The 25,277-nt window shown below is 68.9% G+C and carries 23 protein-coding genes and 1 pseudogene; 16 read left to right on the top strand and 8 right to left on the bottom strand.

Translation table 11 applies throughout. From position 1 onward, the window contains the following. Positions 1-71: 71 nt before the first annotated feature. From A9X01_RS06435 to A9X01_RS06420, 4 genes are read left to right on the top strand one after another with little or no spacing between them, the layout of a single operon-like run. On the top strand, positions 72-689 hold the full coding sequence (locus tag A9X01_RS06435) for a DUF3043 domain-containing protein (protein WP_065119959.1): 618 nt from the start codon (positions 72-74) through the stop codon (positions 687-689). A 28-nt stretch (positions 690-717) separates the two neighbouring features. Further along, the gene (locus tag A9X01_RS06430; RefSeq protein WP_065119953.1) at positions 718-1,248 is read left to right on the top strand and encodes a bifunctional adenosylcobinamide kinase/adenosylcobinamide-phosphate guanylyltransferase; all 531 of its coding nucleotides are present in this window, start codon (positions 718-720) and stop codon (positions 1,246-1,248) included. Continuing rightward, positions 1,245-2,300, top strand: coding sequence for a nicotinate-nucleotide--dimethylbenzimidazole phosphoribosyltransferase (gene cobT, locus A9X01_RS06425; RefSeq protein WP_065119952.1), 1,056 nt, complete (start codon positions 1,245-1,247; stop codon positions 2,298-2,300). The genes A9X01_RS06430 and cobT overlap by 4 nt, the downstream gene beginning before the upstream one ends. Further along, a complete protein-coding gene (locus A9X01_RS06420) occupies positions 2,297-3,025 on the top strand; it encodes an adenosylcobinamide-GDP ribazoletransferase (protein ID WP_065119951.1) in 729 nt (242 codons plus the stop codon). The genes cobT and A9X01_RS06420 overlap by 4 nt, the downstream gene beginning before the upstream one ends. 37 nt (positions 3,026-3,062) lie before the next feature. Here the strand turns inward: A9X01_RS06420 and A9X01_RS06415 are convergent, their stop codons facing one another. Next, positions 3,063-4,169, bottom strand: a complete 1,107-nt coding sequence (locus A9X01_RS06415) for a branched-chain amino acid aminotransferase (RefSeq protein WP_065119950.1) — start codon at positions 4,167-4,169, stop codon at positions 3,063-3,065. Between the two features lie 53 nt (positions 4,170-4,222). Continuing rightward, the gene (gene gcvT / locus A9X01_RS06410) at positions 4,223-5,335 is read right to left on the bottom strand and encodes a glycine cleavage system aminomethyltransferase GcvT (RefSeq protein WP_065119949.1); all 1,113 of its coding nucleotides are present in this window, start codon (positions 5,333-5,335) and stop codon (positions 4,223-4,225) included. Positions 5,336-5,377: 42 nt separating this feature from the next. Between gcvT and A9X01_RS06405 the strand changes: the two genes are divergently transcribed. Beyond that, complete coding sequence (locus tag A9X01_RS06405; protein ID WP_065119948.1) at positions 5,378-6,493, top strand: adenylate/guanylate cyclase domain-containing protein; 1,116 nt, start codon at positions 5,378-5,380, stop codon at positions 6,491-6,493. Positions 6,494-6,513: 20 nt separating this feature from the next. After that, the gene (locus tag A9X01_RS06400) at positions 6,514-8,052 is read left to right on the top strand and encodes a leucyl aminopeptidase (protein ID WP_253848979.1); all 1,539 of its coding nucleotides are present in this window, start codon (positions 6,514-6,516) and stop codon (positions 8,050-8,052) included. A gap of 131 nt (positions 8,053-8,183) precedes the next feature. Here the strand turns inward: A9X01_RS06400 and A9X01_RS06395 are convergent, their stop codons facing one another. Both A9X01_RS06395 and A9X01_RS06390 read right to left on the bottom strand, forming a co-directional pair. After that, positions 8,184-9,770 carry a phytoene desaturase family protein gene (locus A9X01_RS06395; RefSeq protein ID WP_065119946.1) on the bottom strand — a complete coding sequence of 529 codons (1,587 nt, stop codon included), beginning with the start codon at positions 9,768-9,770 and terminating at the stop codon, positions 8,184-8,186. A gap of 3 nt (positions 9,771-9,773) precedes the next feature. Then, on the bottom strand, positions 9,774-10,238 hold the full coding sequence (locus A9X01_RS06390) for an SRPBCC family protein (RefSeq protein WP_065119958.1): 465 nt from the start codon (positions 10,236-10,238) through the stop codon (positions 9,774-9,776). Positions 10,239-10,406: 168 nt separating this feature from the next. Between A9X01_RS06390 and A9X01_RS06385 the strand changes: the two genes are divergently transcribed. Beyond that, positions 10,407-10,751 carry an aminopeptidase gene (locus A9X01_RS06385; protein ID WP_065038005.1) on the top strand — a complete coding sequence of 115 codons (345 nt, stop codon included), beginning with the start codon at positions 10,407-10,409 and terminating at the stop codon, positions 10,749-10,751. A 13-nt stretch (positions 10,752-10,764) separates the two neighbouring features. On the opposite strand, the gene A9X01_RS06380 is transcribed toward A9X01_RS06385, so the two are convergent. After that, positions 10,765-12,543 carry an SDR family oxidoreductase gene (locus A9X01_RS06380; protein WP_065119957.1) on the bottom strand — a complete coding sequence of 593 codons (1,779 nt, stop codon included), beginning with the start codon at positions 12,541-12,543 and terminating at the stop codon, positions 10,765-10,767. 206 nt (positions 12,544-12,749) lie between these two features. Between A9X01_RS06380 and sucB the strand changes: the two genes are divergently transcribed. The 5 genes from sucB to A9X01_RS06355 are packed head-to-tail and all read left to right on the top strand — an operon-like array spanning position 12,750 to position 17,929. Further along, entirely contained in the window at positions 12,750-14,546 is a 1,797-nt protein-coding gene (gene sucB / locus A9X01_RS06375) for a 2-oxoglutarate dehydrogenase, E2 component, dihydrolipoamide succinyltransferase (protein WP_065119945.1), read from the top strand. Between the two features lie 29 nt (positions 14,547-14,575). Beyond that, the gene (locus tag A9X01_RS06370; RefSeq protein ID WP_065119944.1) at positions 14,576-15,487 is read left to right on the top strand and encodes a TIGR01777 family oxidoreductase; all 912 of its coding nucleotides are present in this window, start codon (positions 14,576-14,578) and stop codon (positions 15,485-15,487) included. Between the two features lie 43 nt (positions 15,488-15,530). After that, positions 15,531-16,220, top strand: coding sequence for a lipoyl(octanoyl) transferase LipB (gene lipB / locus A9X01_RS06365; protein WP_065119943.1), 690 nt, complete (start codon positions 15,531-15,533; stop codon positions 16,218-16,220). After that, entirely contained in the window at positions 16,217-17,152 is a 936-nt protein-coding gene (gene lipA / locus A9X01_RS06360; protein ID WP_065119942.1) for a lipoyl synthase, read from the top strand. The genes lipB and lipA overlap by 4 nt, the downstream gene beginning before the upstream one ends. Positions 17,153-17,176: 24 nt before the next feature. Further along, on the top strand, positions 17,177-17,929 hold the full coding sequence (locus A9X01_RS06355) for a DUF4191 domain-containing protein (protein ID WP_065119941.1): 753 nt from the start codon (positions 17,177-17,179) through the stop codon (positions 17,927-17,929). Between the two features lie 3 nt (positions 17,930-17,932). On the opposite strand, the gene A9X01_RS06350 is transcribed toward A9X01_RS06355, so the two are convergent. Continuing rightward, complete coding sequence (locus tag A9X01_RS06350; RefSeq protein ID WP_065119940.1) at positions 17,933-18,355, bottom strand: RDD family protein; 423 nt, start codon at positions 18,353-18,355, stop codon at positions 17,933-17,935. Between the two features lie 214 nt (positions 18,356-18,569). Here A9X01_RS06350 and glnA point away from each other — a divergent pair, with 214 nt between their 5' ends. Together glnA and A9X01_RS06340 are read left to right on the top strand one after the other, a co-directional pair. After that, the gene (glnA, locus tag A9X01_RS06345; RefSeq protein ID WP_065119939.1) at positions 18,570-20,006 is read left to right on the top strand and encodes a type I glutamate--ammonia ligase; all 1,437 of its coding nucleotides are present in this window, start codon (positions 18,570-18,572) and stop codon (positions 20,004-20,006) included. A 233-nt stretch (positions 20,007-20,239) separates the two neighbouring features. Next, a complete protein-coding gene (locus A9X01_RS06340; protein WP_065119938.1) occupies positions 20,240-21,829 on the top strand; it encodes a protein kinase family protein in 1,590 nt (529 codons plus the stop codon). Between the two features lie 97 nt (positions 21,830-21,926). Here A9X01_RS06340 and pdxR read toward each other — a convergent pair whose 3' ends face one another. Next, entirely contained in the window at positions 21,927-23,297 is a 1,371-nt protein-coding gene (gene pdxR / locus A9X01_RS06335; protein ID WP_065119956.1) for a MocR-like pyridoxine biosynthesis transcription factor PdxR, read from the bottom strand. Positions 23,298-23,377: 80 nt separating this feature from the next. Between pdxR and A9X01_RS06330 the strand changes: the two genes are divergently transcribed. Then, on the top strand, positions 23,378-24,271 hold the full coding sequence (locus A9X01_RS06330; protein WP_253848977.1) for a class I SAM-dependent methyltransferase: 894 nt from the start codon (positions 23,378-23,380) through the stop codon (positions 24,269-24,271). A 66-nt stretch (positions 24,272-24,337) separates the two neighbouring features. Here A9X01_RS06330 and A9X01_RS06325 read toward each other — a convergent pair whose 3' ends face one another. Next, positions 24,338-25,195 carry a TIGR03619 family F420-dependent LLM class oxidoreductase gene (locus A9X01_RS06325; protein ID WP_065119954.1) on the bottom strand — a complete coding sequence of 286 codons (858 nt, stop codon included), beginning with the start codon at positions 25,193-25,195 and terminating at the stop codon, positions 24,338-24,340. Between A9X01_RS06325 and A9X01_RS29695 the strand changes: the two are divergent. After that, positions 25,191-25,277: pseudogene (locus tag A9X01_RS29695) on the top strand (LLM class F420-dependent oxidoreductase); the annotation flags it as partial. The gene A9X01_RS06325 and the pseudogene A9X01_RS29695 sit on opposite strands and share 5 nt — an antisense overlap.

Here is a 25,277-nt window from a genome sequence, read left to right as displayed (position 1 = left end):
CGACTGTGAAACTGCTGGGCCGCAACAAGGGCGACGGAAAGAACGGGACCGACGGACAGGACCCGCCGGTCGTGGCGGAACAGGCCGCCACGACCGACACCGCCTCACGCGGGTCACGCAAAACGGGTCCCAAGGGACGGCCCACCCCCAAGCGCAGCGAAGCGCAAGGCAGGAAGGGTCCGGTGGCACCGGCGCCGATGACGGCCGCCGAGGCACGCGCCCGGCGCAAGGCGATGCGCACCAAGATGAGCCGCGAGGAACGCCGCGCCGAACGCACCGCCGGCCGCGCCCGGATGACCGAGAGCCGGGAACGCATGATGGCCGGCGACGAAGCCTATCTGCTGCCCCGCGACAAAGGTCCGGTCCGCCGTTACGTCCGCGACATCGTCGACGCCCGCCGCAACGTGCTGGGCCTGTTCATGCCGTCGGCGCTGTTCCTGCTCGCCGCCATGTTCGCGGTCCCGCAACTGCAGTTCTACATGTCTCCGGCGATGCTGGTGCTGATGATGTTGATGATGATCGACGGCTTCGTGCTGGGCCGCAAGGTGGGCAAGCGGGTGGACGAGAAATTCCCGAAGAACACCGAAAGTCATTGGAAGCTCGGTCTTTACGCGGCCGGCCGGGCCTCGCAGATGCGCCGGATGCGCGCGCCCCGGCCGCAAGTGGAGCGCGGCGCCAGTGTCAGCTGACCGCCACGCGGAAGCCGTCTGAACACACGTGCGCACGCTGGTACTGGGCGGCATCCGGTCGGGCAAGTCCAGGTGGGCGGAGGACACGATCACACAGGCGCTGCAATCCGATCAGCCGGTCCGCTACCTGGCCCCCGGACCGCCGGGTGAGGCCGACCCGGAGTGGCTGCAGCGGATCAGCCGCCACCGCAACCGCCGCCCCGCGCACTGGACGACGGTCGAAACCGATGATGTGGCCGCCGAATTGCGCCGGTCCCCCGACGCTCCAGCGCTCGTCGACGATCTCGGCACCTGGCTCACCGGCACACTGGACCGACAGGGCTGGCAGGACGGCTCGGTGACCGAACCCGTCGCGGATCTGGCGTCGGCGGTCAGCGCGTTCGAATCGACGCTGGTGCTGGTCAGCCCCGAGGTCGGGCTGACGGTGGTGCCTGCGACGGCCGCCGGACGCCGCTTCGCCGACGAACTGGGCACGCTCAACCAGCGCATGGCCGCATTGTGTGAGCGGGTGGTGCTGGTGGTGGCCGGACAGGCCCTGACGATCAAGGCGCCGGCATGATCGGGTTCGCACCGGTGTCACCGCCGGACCCCGGCGCCGAAACCGCAGCCCGCGCCCGGCAGGACACCCTGACCAAGCCGCGCGGCGCGCTGGGCCGGCTGGAAGAACTCTCGGTGTGGGCCGCGGCATGCCAGGGCCATTGCCCGCCAAAGCAATTCGAACGAGCCCGCGTCGTGGTGTTCGCCGGCGACCACGGCGTCGCCCGGTCCGGGGTATCGGCGTACCCGCCGGAGGTGACCGCCCAGATGGTCGCCAACATCGAGCGCGGCGGCGCGGCGATCAACGCGCTGGCCGAGATCGCCGCTGCCACGGTGCGGGTGGTGGACCTGGCCGTGGACTGCGAGCAGCCGTTGCTGGGGCCAACGGAGCGGTTCAGCGACAAGGTGCGGCGCGGCAGCGGCGACATCGCCGTCGAGGACGCCCTGACCGACGAAGAGACCGCCCGCGCGATAGCGTCCGGCCAGCAGATCGCCGACGAGGAGGTCGACGCGGGTGCGGACCTGCTGATCGCGGGGGACATGGGCATCGGCAATACCACCCCCGCCGCGGTGCTGGTGGCGGCGCTGACCGGTACCGAGCCCGTCGCCGTCGTCGGCTTCGGCACCGGGATCGACGACGCCGCCTGGGTGCGCAAGACGGCGGCGGTGCGCGACGCCCTGTTCCGTGCGCACCCCATCAAGGACAACCCCGTCGCCCTTCTGCGCACCTGCGCCGGGGCGGACTTCGCGGCGATGGCCGGCTTCTGTGCGCAGGCCGCGATTCGGCGTACCCCGCTGCTGCTGGACGGCATGGCGGTGACGGCCGCCGCGCTGGTGGCCGAGCGACTGGCGCCGGGTGCCCGGCAGTGGTGGCAGGCCGGTCACCGGTCCACCGAACCTGGGCATTCGCTGGCGCTGACGGCGCTGGAGTTGGAGCCGATAGTCGACCTGCGGATGCGGTTGGGTGAAGGCACCGGCGCCGCGGTGGCGCTGCCGGTCCTGCGCGCCGCCGTGGCGGCACTGTCCTCGATGGCGACGTTCACCGAGGCGGGAGTTACCGGGCCGGCGACGTGATTCGTTCGCTGGCAACGGCTTTCGCGTTCGGCACGGTGCTGCCCGTGCCAGGCTCCCGGTCCGGCCCGATGGGCCGCGGCGCGATGACGGCGCTCCCGGTGGTCGGCGCCGTCCTGGGTGCGCTGGCCGCTGCCGTGACCTGGGCAGCGGGGCTGGCATTCGGGCCGGGGAACGCGCTGTCGGGCGTGCTGGCCGTGGCGGTGCTGCTGCTGGCGACCCGCGGCCTGCACATCGACGGGCTCGCCGACACCGCCGACGGTCTGGGTTGTTACGGGCCGCCGCAACGCGCCCTGGCGGTGATGCGCGACGGGTCGGCCGGGCCGTTTGGGGTGGCGGCCGTGGTGGTGGTGATCGTGTTGCAGGGCCTGGCGTTTTCCGCGCTGAGCGCCGCGGCGATCGTGGTCTCCGTGGCTGCCGGTCGGGTCGGTGCGGTGCTGGCCTGCCGGCGTTCGGTGCCCGCGGCCGAGGGCAGCGCGTTGGGCGCCCAGGTGGCCGGCACCCAGCCGGTTGCGGTGGCGCTGGGTTGGCTGGCGGTGTTGCTGGCCGGCGCGGCGCTGGCCGGTCCGCGGCCGTGGCAGGGCCCGGTCGCGGTGCTGGTGGCGGTGGTGTGCGCGACGATGTTGGTGGCGCATTGTGTGCGCCGGTTCGGCGGCATCACCGGTGACGTGCTGGGTGCGGTGATCGAGTTGACGACGACGGTAACCGCGGTCGCCTTAGTTGGGTGAGCAGTCCCCCGCAAGCGGGAGGTGCCCCCAGCGAAAGCTAACCGAGCCGGGACATCCAGCCGTGGGTGTCGGCGAAGGTACCGCGCTGAATGCCGGTCAGCGTGTCCCGCAGCGCCATGGTCACCTCACCGGGTTTGCCGTCGGCGATGGTGAACTCGTCCTGGCCATACTTGACCCGCGCGACCGGGGTGATCACGGCGGCGGTGCCGCAGGCGAACACCTCGGTGATCTCCCCCGAGGCCGCCTTCTTCTCCCACTCCTCGATATCGATCTTGCGTTCCTCGACACTGAATCCCGCGTCAATCGCCAACTGCAGCAACGAATCCCGGGTAATCCCCGGCAACAGCGAACCGGACAGCTCCGGTGTCACCAGGCGCGCCGAGCCGCCGCTGCCGAGCACGAAGAACAGGTTCATCCCGCCCATCTCCTCGACGAAGCGGCGTTCCACCCCGTCCAGCCACACCACCTGGTCGCAGCCGTTCTCAGCGGCCTCCGCCTGAGCCAGCAGCGATGCGGCGTAGTTGCCACCGAACTTCGCCGCCCCGGTGCCGCCCGGGCTGGCCCGGACGTATTCGGTGGAGATCCAGACCGTCACCGGGCTGATGCCGCCCTTGAAGTACGCGCCCGCGGGCGAGCCGATCAGCAGGTAGCGGTACTCCTTGGCCGGGCGCACACCCAAGCCCGGCTCGGTGGCGATGATGAACGGCCGCAGGTACAGCGCCTCTTCACCGCCCGCTTTGGGCACCCACGCCTTGTCGACGGCGATCAACTGGCGCAGCGATTCGATGAACACCTCGTCGGGAAGCTCCGGGATCGCCAGCCGCCGCGCCGACGAACGCAACCGGGCCGCGTTGGCGTCGGCGCGGAACGACACGATCGAACCGTCGGTCCATCGGTAGGCCTTGAGGCCCTCGAACACTTCCTGGGCGTAGTGCAACACGATCGCCGACGGGTCCAGCTCGATCGGTCCGTAGCCGATGACCCGCGCGTTGTGCCAGCCCCGACCTTCGACGTAGTCGATCGACACCATGTGGTCGGTGTGGTACTTCCCGAATCCGGGGTCGGAAAGGATCGCTACCCGCTCGGCCTCGGTAGCGGGGTTGGCCGCAGGCGAAACCGTGAACTCGAGGGGGCCGCTGGTCATGGCGCCGATTCTATAACCGGCTGGCAATGGGTTTTTGCCTGCGCAGGCGTCGATCAGCGGGTTTTCACCTCGACGAAAGGCGGGCGGACCACTTCGCAGTCGACGGCGCGGCCCCGCACATCGACGGTGATTTGCTGCCCATCCTGGATCCCGGCGTCGGTGTCGATCAGCGCCAGCGCGATCCCGAGCTGCAACGTGGGCGAGAACGTGCCCGACGTGGTGATCCCGATGGTGTGCTCCCCGTCGCGCACGCTCAGGCCCGGGCGCAGCACTCCGCGCCCGATCATGCGCAGCCCCCGCAGCAGCCGACGCGGCCCGGCTTCCTTCTCGGCCAGCAGCGCGTCGCGCCCGAAGAACGCGTCCTTCTTCCAGCCGATCGCCCACCCGCACCGCGCCTGCAGGGGCGAGATGTCCAGGGACAGTTCGTGCCCGTGCAGCGGGTAGCCCATCTCGGTCCGCAGTGTGTCGCGCGCGCCCAAGCCGGCCGGCTGACCGCCGGCGTCGGCGACCGCGCCCACCAGCGCGTCGAACACGACCGCTGCGGAGTCCCACGGCGGCAGCAGCTCGTAACCGTGCTCGCCGGTGTACCCGGTGCGGCAAACCCGCACCGGCACACCGGAATAGGTGGCGTCGGCGTAGCCCATGTAGTCCATGTCGGTGGGCAGGCCGAGCGCGGCCAGGACGTCGGTGGAGCGCGGCCCCTGCACGGCCAGCACCGCGTAGTCGCGATGCAGGTTGGTGATGGTGAGCTCCGCCCCCGAACCGGCATCAGCGGTTTCTTGCAGGGCCTGCACCACCGCGGCGGTGTTGGCGGCATTGGGCACCAGGAAGATTTCGTCGTCGCTGACGTAGTAGGCAATCAGGTCGTCGATGACGCCACCGGATTCGGTGCAGCACAACGTGTATTGCGCCTTGCCCGGACGGATCCGGTTCAGGTCGTTGGTGAGCGCGGAGTTTACGAACTGCGCGGCCGCGGGGCCACGGACCAGCGCCTTGCCGAGGTGGCTGACGTCGAAAAGCCCGACGGCGTTGCGGGTGGCATTGTGCTCGCTGACGGTTCCGGCGTAGGACACCGGCATCAGCCAGCCGCCGAATTCGGCGAAGCTTGCGCCCAGCTCCCGGTGGCGCTCTTCCAACGGTCCGGTCAACGGCTCTGGCGCGGTCACGGCGTCTCACCCTAATCGAGCGATGCTGGCACACTTGACCAGGTGTCCGACTCGCTGGACTACGACGCGCTGGAGGCGGCGGGAATCGCCGATCCGCGCGGCCGGGCCGACCTGATCAAATATCTCGCCGACCTCGGGTTCAGCGTGGAGGATATGGTCGAAGCCGAGCAGCGGGGCCGACTGTTCGGGCTGGCGGGTGACGTGCTGCAGTGGTCGGGACGGCCGATCTACACCCTGACCGAGGCGGCCGAGCAGGTCGGGGTGTCGGCCGACGAGATCGCTCATGCCTGGGCGCTGTTGGGCCTGACAGTCGCCGGCTCCGACATCCCGGCGCTGAGCCAGGCCGACGTCGACGCGCTCAAGACCTGGGTCGCGTTGAAGGGCGTGGTCGGCGAGGACGGCGCCTTCGGGCTGTTGCGGGTGCTCGGCGCCACCATGGCCCGGCTCGCCGAGGCCGAGTCGACGATGATCCGCGCAGGCACTCCCGACATTCAGATGACCTACACCCATGACGAACTCGCCACCGCACAGGCCTACCGGGCGGTCGCGGAGTTCGTGCCGCGCATCGGCGCCCTGATCGACATCGTGCACCGCCACCACCTGGCCAGCGCCCGGACCCACTTCGAAGGCGTCATCCGGGACACCTCGGCAAGTGTGGTGTGCGGCATCGGTTTTGCCGACCTGTCCAGCTTCACGGTGTTGACGCAGACCCTGACTCCCAACGAGCTGCAGGAACTGCTGAACGAGTTCGGCGCCACCGTGTCCGACGTGGTGCACGCCAACGCCGGCCGGGTGGTCAAGTTCATCGGCGACGCGGTGATGTGGGTGAGTTCCTCGGCCGAGCGGCTCGCGCAGGCCGCGGTCGATCTCGTCGAGCACCCCCGGGCCCGCCAGGAGGGTCTGCACGTGCGGGCCGGCCTCGCGCACGGCACCGCGCTGGCCATCAACGGGGACTACTTCGGCAACCCGGTCAACCTGGCCGCCCGGTTGGTGGCGGTCGCCGGGCCGGCGCAGATCCTGGCCGATTCGGCGCTGCGCAAGCGGTTGCCGGACTGGCCGGCGGTGCCGTACGGCCCGTTGACGCTCAAGGGTTTTGACTCCCCGGTGGCTGCCTTCGAACTGCGTTCCCGCGCAGCGGACGAAACGTCGTCCGGCTGACCCGACTAGGGTTACTGCACGTGAGTGCCTACAACGCCCCCGCCGTCTCGGTCGCTTCAGCGCTACCCAAGCGCGGTGTATCTTCGTCGGTCCTGCTGGTGCCGGTCGTCTCGGCCGGTGACAACGACGAGTCCGCCGCCACGGTTGCCGCGGCCGAGGCCTTCCTGCCTGCCGATGCGGTCGCCGAGATCGAGGCCGGCCTGCGCGCCCTGGACGCCAAGGGCGGCGCCGAACAGGTGCACCGGCTGGTGGTGTCGTCACTGCCGGTGGCCAGCGTGCTCACGGTCGGGCTGGGCAAGTCCCGATACGAGTGGCCGGCCGACGTGGTGCGTCGCGCCGCCGGTGTCGCGGCCCGTTCGCTGGGCAGCACCGAAGCGGTGATCACCACGCTGGGCGAGTTGACCGGCGAGGGAATCGTCGAGGCCGTGGTGGAAGGGCTGGTGCTGGGCAGCTACCGGTTCAGCGCGTTCCGCAGCGGCAAGACCGCGCCGAAAGACGCCGGACTGCGCAAGGTCACCGTGCTGTCCACCGCTAAGGACGCCAAGAAGCAGGCCGCGCATGCGGCGGCGGTGGCCACCGCCGTGGCCACCGCGCGCGACTTCGTCAACACCCCGCCGAGCCACCTGTTCCCCGATGAGTTCGCCAAGCGCGCAAGGAAACTGGGCGAATCGGTGGGCCTCGAGGTAGAGGTACTCGACGACAAGGCGCTGAAAAAGGCCGGCTACGGCGGTGTGATCGGGGTGGGGCAGGGTTCGTCGCGGCCGCCGCGGCTGGTCCGGTTGATCCATCGCGGCTCCCGGCTGGCCCGAAATGCCAAACAGGCGAAGAAGGTCGCGCTGGTGGGCAAGGGTGTCACCTTCGACACCGGCGGCATCTCGATCAAGCCGGCCGCCGGTATGCACCACATGACCTCCGACATGGGCGGTGCGGCCGCGGTGATCGCCACGGTGGCCCTGGCCGCCGAGCTGGAGCTGCCGATCGACGTGATCGCGACCGTGCCGATGGCCGAGAACATGCCGTCGTCGACGGCGCAGCGACCCGGCGACGTGCTGACCCAGTACGGCGGAATCACCGTCGAGGTGCAGAACACCGACGCCGAGGGACGGCTCATCCTCGCCGATGCCATCGTGCGGGCCTGTGAGGACAATCCGGACTACCTGATCGAGACGTCCACCCTGACCGGCGCCCAGACGGTGGCGCTGGGCGCCCGTATCCCCGGCGTGATGGGCAGCGACGAGTTCCGTGACCGCGTCGCCGCGATCTCGCAGCGGGTGGGCGAGAACGGCTGGCCGATGCCGTTGCCCGACGAGCTCAAAGACGACCTGAAGTCCACGGTGGCCGACCTGTCCAACATCAGCGGCCAGCGTTTCGCCGGCATGCTGGTGGCCGGGGTGTTCCTGCGGGAATTCGTCGCCGATTCGGTCGAGTGGGCGCACATTGACGTCGCGGGCCCGGCCTACAACACCGGCAGCCCGTGGGGCGCGACGCCCAAGGGGGCCACCGGCGTGCCCACCCGCACCATGATCGCGGTGCTGGAAGACATCGTCGCCAACGGCTGACGCGCGTCACCCCGCACCTCGCCGAGGCCACGCCGCACCTCGCCGAGCGTCACGCCAGCGTGGCGTTGGCCGTCGAGTGTCACCCCAGCGTGACGCTCGGCGCGGCTAGCGCGCGGCTAGCCAAGAACGCGTCACTTGGTCAGCAGCGAGAACACCGCGCGGCTGAGCTTGCGCCGCGGCCAACCGGTCACCCCGTCGGCGGCCAGCGCGGCTTTGGCCGCATTGCGGCCGCAGGCGCCGTTGACCGACCCGCCCGGTGACGCCGACGCGCTGCCCAGGTAGAGCCGCTCGATCGGCGTCTCGGCACGTCCCATCCCGGGCGCCGGCCGAAAGATCAGCATCTGCTGCAGTTGCGACGTCCCACCGTTGACCGCGCCGTGGTGCAGGTTCGCGTCGCTGGCTTCCAGATCGGAGGGCCGTTGCACGTTGCGGTAGATCACTCCGGCAGAGAACCCTGGGGCGTGTTCCTCGATCACATCGTCCATCGCCGACGCCAACTCTTCCGCCGCGGTGTCGTCGGCGATCTCGCGCGGCAAATGCGTATAAGCCCAGACACTTTCGGTGCCCTCAGGTGATCTGGTCGGATCCGCGGTGGTGGTCTGACCCAGCAGCATGAACGGGCGCTCGGGCACCACTCGCGTGTTCAGGTCCGCCATCCAACGCACCAGCCCGTCACCGTCGGCACCGAGGTGAACCGTGCCCACGCTGCGCAGGTTCGCCGCTCGCCAGGGCACCCGCCGGTCCAGTGCATAGTTGACCTTGACCACCGGCGGGTCCCATTCGAAGTGCTCCATGTCATCGCGCAAACTCGTCGGCAGCGTGTCCGCGGGCAGCATCTGGCAAAACAGTTGCGGCGCAGTCACATCGGCGACGACCGCCCGCCGCGCCCGAACAGTGCGCCCCGCCGCCGTCGTGACCCCGACCGCCCGGCCACCCTGCACCTGGATCCGGCCGACATGCTGGCCGCACTCGATCCGCGCGCCGGCCGCGCATGCACGCTTGACCAGGGCGGCAGTCAGCTGTCCCGAGCCACCGACCGGCACGGGCCAGCCCACGTCCTGGCCGAGCATCGTCATCAGAAAACCCATGACGCCGCTGCCCGGCGCGTCGGGCGGAATATCGGCGTGCATTGCGTTGCCCAGCAGCATGATTCGCGGAGCCTCACCGTCGAACATCCGCTGCGTCATCGAGTTGGCCGGCTGCACAAGGAGATTGGCGAGCCGGATGGCTTCGGCAGTGCCGAGCTTGTGTAGCAGCTGCAGCAAGGGCAGCGTCGGCGGGAAGGGCGCCAACATCGCGTTCAGCAGCGGCGTCTTGACCTTGTCCCACAGTTCCACGGCGCGCAGCCAGTTGTCGGCATCGGCGGGCTCGCGACGCCCGAACTCGGCGGCGGTGTGGGCCGGGTCATGGTAGAGAACGGGCGGGTCGTCGTCATCAGCGCGGCGAGGATGACCGACCACTGCCGGGGCGTGTGACCAGCGCAGTCCGTGGTCCTCGAGCCCGAGTTCGGTGATCGCCGGCGACGCCGCCGTCATCGGGTAGTAGGAACTGAACAGGTCGGTGATGTAGCCCGGGGTCAGTTCGGCGCTACGCACCGCCCCACCCGGGTCGGCCTGAGCTTCGAGCACCAGCACGTCCCAGCCCGCGTCCGCCAGCATCGCTGCGGCTACCAGGCCGTGGTGACCGGCTCCGATCACGACGGCATCGGCCGCCTCCATGCGTTAGTCGACCTCGTCCGGCTTGAGGCGTTCGGCCAGCGCGCCCAGGCGCCACAGGCACTCGCGATTGCGGGGGTAGACGGCGAGCAGCGACAAGCGATCGGGTACCAGGCCGCCCGGTCCACTGACCGGCACCTCGTGCATCTCGATCCGGCACCCCTGCGGAATGTCGTGCAGTCGCATCGTGATTCGCGCCGCGCCCATCAGCCCGACGCGGGCATGCAACACGATTTCCTCGCCGGGCGTGCAGCTTTCGACGACCGTCTTGTCGTTGATCACCAACGGCCACACTCCGACCGAATGCCGGATCGTCGACCCGGGCTCGGGCCAGTTCGAGTCGACGGCGCGGGTGCGACTGTTGCCCACCACCCACTGCGTGTAGGTCCACCCGTTGGCGATCACGTCCCAGACCTCCTGGCGGGACGCCTGAACGTCTCGGACTGTCGCCAAATCCTTGGTCAACGTCATCGCGAATCCTTTCGGCGTGAAATCTTCGGAATCCGAGTACCCCACCCGCGCCGATTTAGTGCCAAGTCCCCGACAGCAGGGCCGCGGCGGGCTTGCCCGCGTTTAGCGGAGTGCTCCGACGGCTAAACCATGAACCGTCGGGAAGCACTTCTCTGAAAGGCCGGAATGATGTCAGTGCGACGGTTGATTCTTGCAGTAGGCGCCGTACTTCTGTTGGCCGGCGTAATCGGGCTGCTGGTGCCTGTGAAGGTGGCGAACAGCAACGGCGGATCCATTAGCTGCGGCAACGGGATCGTCAGCGATTATGCGGGCGCCAGGGCCGCCAACAATGGCAGCGTGGCCAACATCCCGATCCTCAACGACATCGTCCCGCACACCGACTATGTCGCCGCGTGCGAGTCCTCGCTGTCGAGCCGGCGCGCCTGGACGATCCCGTTGACGGTGATCGGCTTGCTTGCGGTCGCCGGGCCACTGCTGGTGCGCCGCTCCCGAGGCGCTCCCGCGGGCGTGTAGGCAACGCCGACCGTCAGATCACCCGCGCGCGAGCGGTGCTGCGCAGCGCCTGGGGCAGCACTCGGGAAACGCCGTACAGCGCGTAAGCCTCGAACGTCACGGGCCGGATCGGCTTATTCTTCTTGACCGCCGAGACGATCGCGGTGGCCACCTTGTCCGGCCCGTACCGGCGCAGCGCGAACATCTTGCCCAGCTGCCCGCGCCGGTCGTCGACCTTGTCGAGTTCGACCCGGGTGTCGAAGCGGGTGTTGTTGATGATGTTGGTATTGATGACGCCCGGGCAGATGGTGGTCAGCGCGACGTCGGCGGCGTCGAGTTCGGCGCGCAGGCAGTCCGAGAACATGAACGTCGCCGCCTTGGACGTGCAGTAGGCGTTCAGCGACTGCAGCGGGGCGTATGCAGCCATCGATGACACGTTGACGATGTGTCCGCCGGTGCCGCGCTCGACCAGCCGGCGCCCGAATGCCCGGCAGCCGTTGACGACGCCGCCGAGGTTGACGTCCAGCACGCGGTCGAACTGTTCGGCCGGCGTGTCCAGGAAGCCGCCCGCCTGACCGATGCCGGCGTTGTTGACGACGATGTCGGGAACGCCGTGTTCGGCGCTGACCCGTTCGGCGAACGCCTCCACGGCGTCGGCGTCGGACACGTCCAGCACATAGGGGTAGGCGACGCCGCCCCGCGCGGTGATCTCGGCGGCGGTCTCCTTGACGGTGGCCTCGTCGATGTCGCTGACCACCACCTCGGCACCTTCCCGCGCGAACGCGAACGCGGTTTCGCGCCCGATGCCGCTGCCCGCGCCGGTGACCGCGACCAACGTGTCGCCGAAGTAGTCGCGTGGGCGGCCCACCTGGGCGCGCAGCAGGGCGCGGCTCGCCGGCTTGCCCTCGGTCAGGTCGGCGAGCTCGTGGACGGCGGTGGCCATCACCTGCGGGTGGGACATCGGCGAGAAGTGGCCGGCCCTGATGTCGCGCCGCCACAGTCGGGGCACCCAGCGGCTCGTCTCGTCGTAGCCGGCCGTCCGCACGTACTTGTCGTGTGTGTTGACGATGAGCTGCACCGGCACATCCACGACGTGCACACCCTGGCGGCGGAACTTGGAAGAGTAGGACCGCCAATAGTTGGCCGGGTACACCTTCACCGAGTTGGCGGCGTCGTTGGCGATGTTGGCGGAGTGGCGGATCTGGTCGGCCGGGATGTTGTCGACGACCGCGCGCCGCACGGCCGCGCTGCGGAACGCCAGCCGCAGCAGCAGCGGCGCCAGCACCGGGATGGAGAAGAAAGCCATGTAGCTCAACCGGACCGCCTGGTCGAGCGCTCCGGTGAAGTGCCGCAGCCGCCAGGGCCGGCGCAGACCGCCGAAGACGAAGTTGACCAATTGATCGTGGGCGGGGCCGGACACCGAGGTGAACGATGCGACCCGGTCGCTGGCGCCGGGCCGGCTGAGGTACTCCCACACCCCCACCGAGCCCCAGTCGTGGGCGAGCACGTGGACCGGTTGTCCCGGGCTCAACTCGCCGATGACAGCGCCGAAATCGTCGGCGAATCGCGCCATCGAATAGGCCGCGACCGGCTTGGGTGTGGACGACAGCCCGACGCCGCGGTTGTCGTAGCGGAGCACCCGAAACCGTTGCGCCAGCTGCGGAACCACCGCGTCCCACAGCACGTGGGAGTCCGGCCAGCCGTGCACCAGCACCACGGTGGGCCCCTCGCGGTTGCCCTCTTCGTACACCGCGATCCGATGGCCGTCGGCGCTGTCGACGAACTGCTGGGGTGCGTGCTGTGTCGCCGCCATCAAACCTCCGCTACCTGGGCATCTACCTGGGCCTATTGTCGTTGCCAGTAGGCCACACCGTAGCAAGGGCTGAATGCAGGAGACCGATGGCAGAGTGACAGGATAGTTTTGACATCCACGTGGGTTCCGCATCCGGTTCACGACTGTGTGGTAAGCCAGAGGTCGACCTGCGCCGACACCGACGACCGTTCGAGGAGTCAACAAAGATGGCCTTCTCCGTCCAGATGCCGGCACTCGGCGAGAGCGTCACCGAGGGAACGGTCACTCGCTGGCTCAAGCAGGAAGGCGACACGGTCGAAGTCGACGAGCCACTCGTCGAAGTCTCCACCGACAAGGTCGACACCGAGATCCCGTCTCCGGCCGCGGGTGTGCTGACCAAGATCATCGCCCAGGAGGACGACACCGTCGAGGTGGGCGGCGACCTCGCCATCATCGGCGGTGAGGACGACGGTGACGGGGGCGGCTCGTCCGAGTCGAAGGACGAGCCCGCCGGCGAGGCCGAGGAGCAGGCTCAAGAGGAAGCCGACGAGGAGCCGGAACCCGAGCCGGAACCGGAACCCAAGCAGGAGAAGTCCAGCGGCGGATCCGGTGGCGGCGACGCGACGCCGGTGACCATGCCCGAACTCGGTGAGTCGGTCACCGAGGGCACGGTGACGCGATGGCTGAAGAAGGTCGGCGACTCGGTGCAGGTGGACGAGCCGCTGGTGGAGGTGTCCACCGACAAGGTCGACACCGAGATCCCGTCCCCGGTGGCCGGCGTACTGGTCAGCATCACCGCTGAGGAAGACGACGTCGTCGAGGTGGGCGGCGAGCTGGCCAAGATCGGCAGCGCGGACTCGGCCGGGTCCGCGGAGTCCGAGCCGGAACCCAAGGCCGAGCCCAAAAAGGAGCCCGAGCCCGAACCGGAGCCGGAGCCGGAGCCCGAGCCGGCGCCGGAGGCCAAGGAAGAGCCCAAGCCGGAGCCGAAGCCGGAACCCAAGCCGGAGCCGAAGCCGGAACCCAAGCCCGAGCCCAAGAAGGAACCCGAGGCCGAATCGAAGTCCGAGTCCGACGGCGGGCCCTACGTCACGCCGCTCGTGCGAAAGCTGGCCGCCGAGCACGACATCGACCTCGCCGAGGTGACCGGCACCGGTGTGGGCGGTCGCATCCGCAAGCAGGACGTGCTTGCCGCCGCGGAGAAAAAGCAACAGCCAAAAGAGGAGCCCGCCAAGGCGCCGGCCGCCCCCGCTCCAGCGGCGGCCAAGGCGTCCGCCCCGGCTCCGTCCTCGGCATTGGCGCACCTGCGCGGCACCACCCAGAAGGCCAGCCGGATCCGTCAGATCACGGCGAAGAAGACCCGCGAATCGCTGCAGCTGACCGCGCAGCTGACCCAGACCCACGAGATCGACATGACCAAGATCGTGGCGCTGCGGGCACGGGCGAAGGCGGCCTTCGCCGAACGCGAGGGCGTGAATCTGACGTTCCTGCCGTTCATCGCGCGGGCGGTCATCGACGCCCTCAAGGCGCACCCGAACGTCAACGCCAGCTACAACGAGGAAAGCAAGGAAATAACCTACTACGACGCCGAGCACCTGGGGTTCGCCGTTGACACCGAACAGGGCCTGCTCTCCCCCGTCGTCCACAACGCCGGGGACCTGTCGCTGGCCGGTCTGGCCCGGGCGATCGCCGACATCGCCAACCGCGCCCGGACGAACAAGCTCAAGCCCGACGAGCTGTCCGGCGGCACCTTCACGATCACCAACATCGGCAGCCAGGGCGCCCTGTTCGACACCCCCATCCTGGTGCCGCCGCAGGCCGCCATGCTGGGCACCGGCGCCATCGTCAAGCGGCCCCGGGTGATCGTCGACGATGCCGGCAACGAGTCCATCGGCGTCCGCTCGATCAGCTACTTCCCGCTGACCTACGACCACCGGCTCATCGACGGCGCGGACGCGGGCCGGTTCCTGACCACCATCAAGCACCGCCTCGAAGAGGGAGCGTTCGAGGCCGACTTAGGCCTTTAGCAGGGCCTGTAGCAGGGGGACTCCGAACTGTGGCCAAAGCCGTTGTCGCCATAGCGGGTTCGTCCGGCCTGATCGGCTCGGCCCTGACCGCGGCGCTGCGTGCGGCTGACCACGACGTGCTGCGGATCGTGCGCCGAACCCCGGCGAATTCCGAAGAGCTGCACTGGAATCCCGAAAGCGGCGAGTTCGATCCCGACGCGCTCACCGATGTCGACGTGGTGGTCAACCTGTGCGGGGTCAACGTCGGTCAACGCCGGTGGTCGGGCGCGTTCAAGCAGAGCTTGCGGGACAGCCGGATCGCGCCGACCGAGGTGCTCGCCGCCGCCGTCGCCGACGCTGGCGTCGGCACCCTGATCAACGCCAGTGCGGTGGGCTATTACGGCGACACCAAGGACCGCGTGGTCGACGAAAACGACTCGGCCGGAAGGGGTTTCCTGGCGCAGCTGTGCGTGGACTGGGAAGCCGCCACCCTGCCGGCGCAGTACGACGGCACCCGGGTGGTGCTGGCCCGCACCGGTGTGGTGCTGGCGCCGGCGGGCGGCGCGCTGCGGATGATGCGTCCGGTGTTCTCGCTGGGCCTGGGTGCCCGCCTGGGCAGTGGCCGCCAGTACATGTCCTGGATCAGTTTGGAGGACGAGGTCCGGGCGCTGCTGTTCGCGATCTCCAACCCCGCGCTGTCGGGTCCGGTGAACATGACCGGCCCCGCCCCGGTCACCAACGCGGAGTTCACCACCGCTCTCGGCCGCGCGGTCAACCGCCCCACGCCGTTGGCGGTGCCCGGCTTCGCGGTGCGCGCGGCCCTCGGTGAATTCGCCGACGAGGGGCTGCTGACCGGGCAGCGCGCCATTCCGACAGCCCTGGAAAAGGCCGGTTTCCGCTTCCACCACAACACGATTGGCGAAGCGCTCGACTACGCCACCGCCCGCCGCGACGGCGACTGACGACGGGCACCGAGCGGCGCGCGAAGCGAGTAACCTCGCTGGGGTGACGGGTTCCATCCGGTCCGGCTCCGCCCCAATCGAGGTGCAACAGCTCGGAACGATCGACTACCGGCAAGCCTGGCAGCTGCAGCGCGAGCTGGCCGACGCACGCGTCGCGGGCGGCCCGGACACGCTGCTGCTGCTCGAGCACCCGGCCGTCTACACCGCCGGTCGTCGCACCGAACCGCAGGAAAGGCCGCTGGACGGCACCCCGGTGGTGGACACCGACCGCGGCGGCAAGATCACCTGGCACGGTCCGGGGCAACTGGTGGGCTATCCGATCATCGGGCTGGCCGAACCCCTGGACGTGGTCAATTACGTCCGCCGCATCGAAGAAGCCCTGATCAGGGTGTGCACCGAGCTGGGGCTGGACGCCGGCCGGGTCGACGGACGCTCGGGCGTATGGGTGCCGGGCCGGCCCGCGCGCAAGGTCGCCGCGATCGGCGTGCGGGTGGCGCGCTCGACGACGTTGCACGGTTTCGCCCTGAACTGCGACTGCGACCTGGGTTCGTTCGACACGATCGTGCCGTGCGGGATCAGCGACGCCGGGGTGACGTCGTTGTCGGCGGAATTGCGCCGCCCGGTGCCGGTGGCCGAGGTCCGGACCGCGGTCGCCGACGCGGTTTGCGACGCTCTCGACGGGCTGCTGCCGGTGCGGCAACATCTCGCCGCCCGCGTAGCATCGACGACGTGACTGTCGCACCGGAAGGCCGCAAGCTGCTGCGCCTGGAGGTGCGCAACGCGCAGACCCCGATCGAGCGCAAACCGCCGTGGATCAAGACCCGCGCGCGGATGGGGCCGGAATACACCGAACTGAAGAGCCTGGTTCGTCGTGAGGGGCTGCACACCGTCTGCGAAGAGGCCGGCTGCCCCAACATCTTCGAATGCTGGGAAGACCGTGAAGCGACCTTCCTGATCGGCGGCGACCAGTGCACCCGTCGGTGTGACTTCTGCCAGATCGACACCGGGAAGCCCGCCGAGCTGGACCGCGACGAGCCGCGCCGGGTAGCCGAAAGCGTGCAGGCCATGAGCCTGCGCTACGCCACCGTCACCGGCGTCGCCCGCGACGACCTGCCCGACGGCGGCGCCTGGCTGTACGCCGAGACGGTCCGCGCCATCAAGAAACTCAACCCCGCCACTGGCGTCGAGTTGCTGATTCCCGACTTCCAGGGTGACCCCGCCCGGCTCGCCGAGGTCTTCGATTCCCGGCCAGAAGTGTTGGCGCACAACATCGAAACCGTGCCGCGGATCTTCAAGCGGATCCGTCCGGCCTTCACCTACCAGCGCAGCCTGGATGTGCTCACCGCCGCGCGCGCCGCCGGGCTGGTCAGCAAGAGCAACCTCATCCTCGGCTTGGGCGAAACCCCCGAGGAGGTGCGCACCGCGCTGTCCGATCTGCACGCCGCCGGCTGCGACATCGTCACCATCACCCAGTACCTGCGACCCTCGGCGCGCCATCACCCGGTGCAGCGCTGGGTCACTCCCGACGAGTTCGTCGAGTTCGCGCAGTACGCGGAGGGCCTGGGCTTCGCCGGGGTGTTGTCCGGGCCGCTGGTCCGCTCGTCGTACCGGGCCGGTCGGCTCTACGAGCAGGCCCGTGCCGCCCGCACCTCAGCGTCTGGGTGACCGCCACGTCCGTATCCTTTGACTATGGCGAAATCCCGATCAGCTGCTGAGAACAAGGCCGCCAAGGCCGAGGCGACGGCCGCCCGCAAGGCCGCGGCCAAGGAGCGTCGCAGCCAGTTGTGGCAGGCGTTCAACATGCAGCGCAAGCAGGACAAACGCCTGCTGCCCTACATGATCGGCGCGTTTGTGCTGATCGTTGCCGCCGCGGTGGGGTTCGGCATCTGGGCCGGCGGGCTGACCATGATCATGATGATCCCGATCGGCCTGATGCTGGGCGCGCTGGTCGCGTTCATCATCTTCGGCCGACGGGCCCAGCGCAGTATTTACCGCCAGGCCGAGGGCCAGACCGGCGCCGCCGCGTGGGTGCTGGACAACATGCGCGGCAAGTGGCGGGTCACCCCCGGGGTGGCCGCGACCGGGCACTTCGACGCGGTGCACCGGGTGATCGGACGGCCGGGCGTCATCTTCGTCGGCGAGGGCTCGGCGGGGCGGGTCAAGCCGCTGTTGGCTCAGGAGAAGAAGCGCACCGCGCGGATCGTCGGCGACGTGCCCATTTACGACGTGATCGTCGGCAACGGCGAGGGCGAGGTCGCCCTGGCCAAGCTGGAACGGCACCTGACGCGCCTGCCGGCCAACATCACCGTCAAGCAGATGGATGCGCTGGAGTCGCGGTTGGCGGCCCTGGGTACGCGGGCCGGTGCGGCCATGATGCCCAAGGGGCCGCTGCCCAACGCCGGCAAGATGCGGGGCGTGCAGCGCACCGTGCGCCGCAAGTAACTTCTAGCGGCGCAGCACCGCGGTTTTGGTGAGCCGGTCCTGCAGTCCCCGCCCGTCGGCGTCGGTGAACAGCGGCGGCACTACCAGGAAGATCAACAGGTTGCGGCCCAGTGCTCGTCCGATGCCGATCGGCAACCGGCCGTCGACCGCCGCCACCTGCAGGCCCAGCGCCAGTTGACCCGCCGTCACGCCGAACAGGCGCACCGACAGCGAGCCCAGCACCACCCAGATCAGCAGCTGCGCCGTCGACAACACGGTGTCCGGGATGGCGCCGAACGCCAGCAACAGCAGCGCCAGGCCCGCGGCGATCAGCCAATCGATGAACAGCGCGCCGATCCGGCGTCCCATCCGCGCCAGCGAGCCCGACCCCGACTCCGGCAAGCCGAGCGCTTCACCCGGGTAACCGGAAGTTGATCCCTGCGTCATCAGACCCTTCCGACGCGGGCGCGGGACATGCCGTACCAAGATGACCGGGCAACGGTTACGATCTTGCGGGCCATGACGTTCACAATAGGGCGCGGCTGTCGCCGAGCCTTGTTGCGGGAGTGTGGTGCGTAACCTCTGCGCAACACGGGGTTGACTGACGGGCAACAACTGCTCCCTAGCGTCGGCCGCGAATCACCAAGTAAAGGAGCCTCCTGTGACGGATAAGACGCCCGACGACGTCTTTAAACTTGCCAAAGATGAAAACGTCGAGTTTGTCGACGTCCGTTTCTGCGACCTGCCCGGAATCATGCAGCACTTCACGATTCCGATCTCGTTCTTCGACGAGAGCGTGTTCGACGAGGGTTTGGCATTCGACGGCTCGTCCATCCGCGGTTTCCAGTCGATCCACGAGTCCGACATGTTGCTGCTGCCGGACCCGGCAACCGCGAAAATCGACCAGTTCCGGGAAGCCAAGACGCTGAACCTGAACTTCTTCGTGCACGACCCGTTCACCCTCGAGCCCTACTCGCGCGATCCTCGTAACGTCGCCCGCAAGGCCGAGAACTACTTGATCAGCACCGGCATCGCCGACACCGCGTACTTCGGCGCCGAGGCCGAGTTCTACATCTTCGACTCGGTCGCATTCGACTCGCGCACCAACGGCTCGTTCTACGAGGTCGACGCGATCTCGGGCTGGTGGAACACCGGATCCCCCAACGAACTCGACGGCAGCCCCAACCGCGGCTACAAGGTCCGTCCCAAGGGCGGCTACTTCCCGGTGGCCCCGGTCGACCACTACGTCGACCTGCGCGACAAGATGCTCACCAACTTGATCAACGCCGGCTTCGTATTGGAGAAGGGCCACCACGAGGTGGGTACCGGTGGCCAGGCCGAGATCAACTACAAGTTCAACACGCTGCTGCACGCCGCCGACGACATGCAGCTCTACAAGTACATCGTGAAGAACACCGCCTGGGCCAACGGCAAGACCGTCACGTTCATGCCCAAGCCGCTGTTCGGTGACAACGGGTCGGGTATGCACACCCACCAGTCGCTGTGGAAGGACGGCAACCCGTTGATGTACGACGAGACTGGTTACGCCGGCCTGTCGGACACCGCCCGCCACTACATCGGTGGCCTGCTGCACCACGCGCCGTCGCTGCTGGCCTTCACCAACCCGACGGTGAACTCCTACAAGCGGCTGGTCCCGGGCTACGAGGCGCCGATCAACCTGGTGTACAGCCAGCGCAACCGCTCGGCGTGTGTGCGCATCCCGATCACGGGCAGCAACCCGAAGGCCAAGCGGCTGGAGTTCCGTTGCCCCGACTCGTCGGGCAACCCGTACCTGGCGTTCTCGGCGATGCTGATGGCCGGCCTGGACGGTATCCGCAACAAGATCGAGCCGCAGGCGCCGGTCGACAAGGACCTCTACGAGTTGCCGCCGGAGGAGGCCGCGAACATCCCGCAGGCTCCGACGCAGCTGTCCGCGGTGATCGACCGCTTGGAGGCCGACCACGAATACCTCACCGAGGGCGGCGTTTTCACGCCGGACTTGATCGAGACGTGGATCGCCTACAAGCGCGAGAACGAGATCCTGCCGGTGCAGATCCGCCCGCACCCGTACGAGTTCGCGCTGTACTACGACGTGTAGGCCAGCAGACACAAAAGCACCCGCACGCCCGGCGTGCCGGAACCACCCGGCGTGCCGGGTGCTTTTGTGTCTGGGTCAACCCAGTCCGTGGCTGGCATGCACCGGTTTGGGGGCGTCGTTTCCCGGCTATGTGAATGGCAGCCGTTCACCTGCGCGAGCAGACGCTAAAGCCCCCGCACGCACGGCGTGTCGGGTGCTTTAGCGTCTGCTCGGCCCCAGCCCGAAACGAAGCGATGACCGCCAGCGAACCCATCCCGCCCGAGGTGGCGACGGCGCACATTCCTTACCTCTGGACGGAACCGCGATCACCGAGCGGCGAAGCCAACCCGCTGGTCGCCGGGGCCACCATCGCCAGCGGCCGGATCCGACTGCTGCTGTTCTACGGCGAGGCGCCGCACCTGCAGTTCTGGCAGGCCGCCGACACGGTGACCGGTCAACACCTGGCGATCACGGTGGTCGACCCGGAGAACAAGTTGCCCAAGGCGACCATCGACGCCATCCTCTCGCGCACCGCGAGCCTGCGCGGCGTCAATTCGCCCTATCTCGCCACAGTGATCGACGTGGGGCGCGACTATTGCGGCGGAGTCGTTGTCTCGCAATGGATTCGCGGTGCCACCCTGAAAGAGGTGGCCGATACCGCTCCATCGCCTCTCGGTGTCTCGGATGCGGTGTTGTCGCTGGCCGAGGCCGCCGAGGCGGCCCATCGCGCGGGTGCGACGCTGTCGATCGACCATCCCGCCCGGATCCGGGTCAGCGTGGAGGGGCGCTCCGTGCTCGCGTTCCCGGCCACGATGCCCGAGGCCACGTCGCGCGACGACCTCCGCGGCATCGGCGCCGTCATGTACGCGTTGCTGGTCAATCGCTGGCCCCTCGCCGACGAAGCCGCGAGGCGGGATTGGCACCCCGTCGAGTTCGACGCGCAGGGTCGCGTCCAGGATCCCGCGACGCTCAATCCGCAGGTCCCGTTTCTGGTGTCGACCACCGCCGCGGCCCTGGTGCGCGACGATGCGGGCATCCGCAGCGCGCAGACGATCACGACGCTGCTGCGTCAGGCCAGTGCGGACTCCAAAGCCGACCCGGCCGCGACCCGGGAACTGATGCCGATACCGGCGCCCGGCCACTACGCCACCTTCCGCAATTTCGGGCCGGTCGAACGTGCCGAACACGCCCGCCGACAACTGGTCAAGACGTGTCTGGGGGCCGCGGCGGTGATCGTGCTGGTCGTGCTGCTCACCTTTGCCAGCACCATCAGCCGGCTGGTCGGCGTTTTCGATACCGAAGTAGCCATGAGCGGCGACAAACTTGGTCTGCAGACGACCACGCCGCCCGCCAAACCGCCACCATCGCTGGTGGCGGCCGGTCCCGGGACGGTGCACCCGCTGGCAGCCTCGGTGTTCTCCCCCGGCGGGGCGCCGGATAGCCCCGGCACCGCCGGTCTGGCGATCGACGGCAATCCCGCCACCGCGTGGTCGAGCGACACCTACTTCGACCCGGAGCCGTTTCCGAAGTTCAAGGACGGTGTCGGGCTGCTCCTGCAGCTTCCCGAGCCGACGACGCTCAGTGCCGTGACCGTCGACCTGGACAGCACCGGCAGTGTGCTGCAAATCCGGTCGTCGGCGACTGCGACACCCGGCAAGCTCGGCGACACCGCAGAGCTCAGCCCACCCACGGCGGTGCACCCGGGACACAACGTCATACCGGTAAATGCGTCGGCGTCAACGCCTTTCGTGCTGGTGTGGATCAGCACGCTCGGCAACACCGGCGGCCGAAGCCACTCGGACATCTCTGAGGTAACCCTGCAGACCGCTGTCCAGGTGCGGTGAGCCGCTACCGGCGCGAGCAGTCCCCCGCAAGCGGGAGGTGCCCCCAGTAAAAGCGCCCGCATGCACGGCGTGTCGGGCGCTTTCACGTCTGCTCGCCCTAGCCCAAGGCGACCTTGAGCAACCGGCCGAGGTGTTCCAGCGCGGCGGTGTATTCGTGCTCGAACGGTGTCCCGTAGCCGACAACGATGCCCGCGGTCCGCGGACCCGCACCGTGCCAGAACGGCGCCAGTCCCGTCAGCGCGATGCCCTGTCGCAGCGCGCGGGACACCACCTCGGATTCGACCGCGTCGTCGGGTAGCGACACCACGGCATGCAGCCCGGCGGCAATTCCGTGCACCGACACCGACGGTGCGTGTCGGTCCAGCGTCTCGACGAGCGCATCGCGGCGATCACGGTAGCGACGCCGCATCCGGCGGACGTGCCGGTCCAAGCCACCCGACTCGATCAATTCCGCGAACGCCAGCTGTGCCAGCACATCGGTACCGCGATCGGCGCGGCGTTTGGCCTCGACCACTGCGTCGACCAGGTCTGTGGGCACCGCCAACCAGCCCAAGCGCAATCCCGGAGCCAGGCTCTTGCTGGCGCTGCCGGCGTAGATGACGCACTCAGGCGCCAGGCCCTGCAGTGCACCGACAGGATGACGGTCGTAGCGGAACTCCCCGTCGTAGTCGTCCTCAACCAGATACCCGCCGCTTGCCGCGGCGATCCGGGTGAACTCGGTGCGCCGCTGCGCCTCCAGCGTCGCCCCCAGCGGCGCCTGGTGGGCCGGAGTCAGGACCGCGCCCGCGACGGCACCGGTCAGCCCCTCCGGCCGGGCGCCGCCGTCGTCGACCCGGAGCGGCACGATATCGAGTCCGCTCGCGACCGTGACCGCCCGATGGTCGGGTAGGCACGGATCCTCCAAGGCAACAGCGAGCGCCCCGTGCGCGGCGAGCGCATCACAGGTCAGCCGCAATCCCTGCGTGAAGCCAGCGCAGATCACCAACTGCTCCGGGGTGGTGAGCACCCCGCGAACCCGGCCCAGGTAGTTCGCCAGCACGGTGCGCAACCGCAGCGACCCGCGGGGATCGCCCGGGCCGAGTTCGGCGTGCGGGGTGACGTGCAGCGCTCGTCGTAGCGCGCGCAGCCATTCGGCGCGGGGAAACATGCTCAGGTCCGGACGGCCCAATCGGAAGTCGGCGATGATGCGGCTTGGCCGGCGCTCGGGGCTGACCGGCGCGGGCAGGTGGGGTCCCTGGGCAACCGTGGTGGCCGCGCCCGGCCGGGCACGCAGGTATCCCTCGGCGGCCAGCTGGGCGTAGACCTCGACGACGGTTCCGCGGGCCAGTCCGAATTCGGCGGCCAGCGACCGAGAGGACGGCAATGACTCCCCGGCGGCCAGCCGGCCCTCCCGGATCGCTTGTCGCAGCGCGGTTTCCAGCGCCACCCGTCGGCCTCGGCCGGGCGGCAGGTCGAGATGCAGGTCGATGCCGCGGGCGGAACTGGTACACAAATTCGCCATCAAATTGGACCTTACTCGTGAACCGATCGCTTCGTAGCCTCGATACCGTGACGATCTCAGCCGCCCCACGCCGGCGCCTCGACCGGAGGGCGAGCCTGACCGCTCAGGCCAACGCCGCCCAACGCGCCGCAGAAACCTTGCGTCCGCCCGACCGTCGACTGGTCCACGACCCGCACTCGAACAATTTCGTTGAGCACCCGGCATTGCGGGCGGTGCTGGCGCACCCGCGAACAGCCGATGCCGTCCTGCGGTTGTTCGACTGGCTGTGGGGCGGTCTGCACGCGCACATCACGCTGCGGGTGCGCTACGCCGATGACGCCTGGCGGGCCGCCATTTCCATCGGCATCGACCAGATCGTGCTGCTCGGCGCCGGCTTCGACACCACCTGCCTACGGCTGGCCGGAGCACCGGTGACCGTTTTCGAGGTCGACGCGCCCGCCACCCAGGCGCGCAAACGCCCGATCGCCGAACGGTTGCTGACGGCAAGTAGCCGAACGGTCTGGGTGCCATGCGATTTCGAACGGGATGCGCTGCGCGAGCGCCTGCTCGACGCCGGTCTCGACCCGAGCAGACCGAGCCTGGTCAGCTGGCTCGGCGTGACTCCGTATCTGACCCGCAGGGCGATAGCGGCGACACTGGGCGATCTTGCCGACGTCTGTGCGCCGGGTAGCCGTTTGGTCGTGGACTACATCCGCGCCGGTGTTGTGGACGGAAGCACCCCATGGCGCGGCGCGCGCCGCATGACCCGCCTGGTGGCTCGGCGCGGCGAACCGTACCGCAGCGACTTCACCGAGTCGGGCCTCAATGCATTACTCGGTGGGCACGGTTTCACACCGGGTGAACACCTGACCGTTGCCGGGCTGCTGAACCGGTACGACCCGACGGGCGAGAGCGGCCTGGCCGCCGATGACTGGCTCGCCATTGCGAGCGCCTGCCGCTGACCCCCGCGAGCAGACGCTTACGCGCCCGCACGCCCGGCGTGTCGGGCGCGTAAGCGTCTGCTCGCGCTAGCCCAAGGCGAGGTCCTCGCGGAAACGGCGCAGGCCGTCGATCTTCTCCGCCAGCGTCGCGTCCGGCCCAGCGTAGAACATCCACGGCATGGTGATGATCCCGGTGATACCCGCATCCTCGGCACGCTGATAGTCCGCGGCCGTGAACGAGTCGGTCAATGGCGTCAGGATCGCGTATCCGTCCATCGAAAGACCTTGCGCGGCGCGCAATTCCCGCAGCTTGTTCACTCGTTCGATGGCACGATCGGTGGTGATCAGGTCCCCGATCCAGCCGTCGTTGCGGGCGGCGCGGCGCAGCGCAATGTCGCTGAGCCCGCCCACATAGACCGGGATCGGCGGTGGCGTCGGCTGCATCTCGAGCCGCGGCGCCTTGTAGAACTCGCCGTCGAATTCGGTCCAGCCCGGTGACCACAATTCGCGCATCAGCTCGATCATCTCGTCGGTGCGCTTGCCGCGGGCCTCGAACCGCTCCCCCATCAACTCGAATTCCTCGCGGCACCAACCCACCCCGATGCCCAGCTCAATCCGCCCGGACGCCAGGAGTGCCGCCGTGCCAATGGCTTTGGCCGCCGAGTACGGGTTGCGCATCGCCGGAATGTAGACCGTGGTGACGAACTTCAGCCGCGTGGTTACCTGCGCCAGCGCGCCCACCAGCACCCACGGGTCGGCCCAGTCGGTGAAGGGCTGCCAACGACGTTGCCCGTCTTTGGTGTACGGGTACGGCGTCTGTAGCGTCTCCAGGTTGACGACGTGATCCGGGATCCCGAGGCCGTCGTAGCCGAGTTCGTCTGCCGCCTTGGCGATTTCGATGATGTCGGGCGTTTTCAGAAACGCGCTGCTGACGTAGAACTTCACCGCCCGTCCCGACCCGTGGGTGCTGGTGGGCGCGCTGGCGCAGGTAACCACGCGGCGGACGTTCGTCACCACGGTCTACATT

The organism is Mycobacterium asiaticum, from assembly GCF_001668675.1.
GTDB lineage: Bacteria > Actinomycetota > Actinomycetes > Mycobacteriales > Mycobacteriaceae > Mycobacterium > Mycobacterium asiaticum_D.
Note: the sequence above shows the minus strand (reverse complement) of the source record. Positions and strands in the feature narration are given on the sequence as shown.

Coding starts and splice junctions, on each gene's coding strand:
- cobT (WP_065119952.1), top strand. CDS start 1,245: ATGATCGGGTTCGCACCGGTGTCACCGCCGGACCCCGGCGCCGAAACC.
- A9X01_RS06415 (WP_065119950.1), bottom strand. CDS start 4,169: ATGACCAGCGGCCCCCTCGAGTTCACGGTTTCGCCTGCGGCCAACCCC.
- A9X01_RS06395 (WP_065119946.1), bottom strand. CDS start 9,770: ATGGAGGCGGCCGATGCCGTCGTGATCGGAGCCGGTCACCACGGCCTG.
- A9X01_RS06390 (WP_065119958.1), bottom strand. CDS start 10,238: ATGACGTTGACCAAGGATTTGGCGACAGTCCGAGACGTTCAGGCGTCC.
- A9X01_RS06385 (WP_065038005.1), top strand. CDS start 10,407: ATGTCAGTGCGACGGTTGATTCTTGCAGTAGGCGCCGTACTTCTGTTG.
- A9X01_RS06380 (WP_065119957.1), bottom strand. CDS start 12,543: ATGGCGGCGACACAGCACGCACCCCAGCAGTTCGTCGACAGCGCCGAC.
- sucB (WP_065119945.1), top strand. CDS start 12,750: ATGGCCTTCTCCGTCCAGATGCCGGCACTCGGCGAGAGCGTCACCGAG.
- A9X01_RS06355 (WP_065119941.1), top strand. CDS start 17,177: ATGGCGAAATCCCGATCAGCTGCTGAGAACAAGGCCGCCAAGGCCGAG.
- A9X01_RS06350 (WP_065119940.1), bottom strand. CDS start 18,355: ATGACGCAGGGATCAACTTCCGGTTACCCGGGTGAAGCGCTCGGCTTG.
- A9X01_RS06340 (WP_065119938.1), top strand. CDS start 20,240: ATGACCGCCAGCGAACCCATCCCGCCCGAGGTGGCGACGGCGCACATT.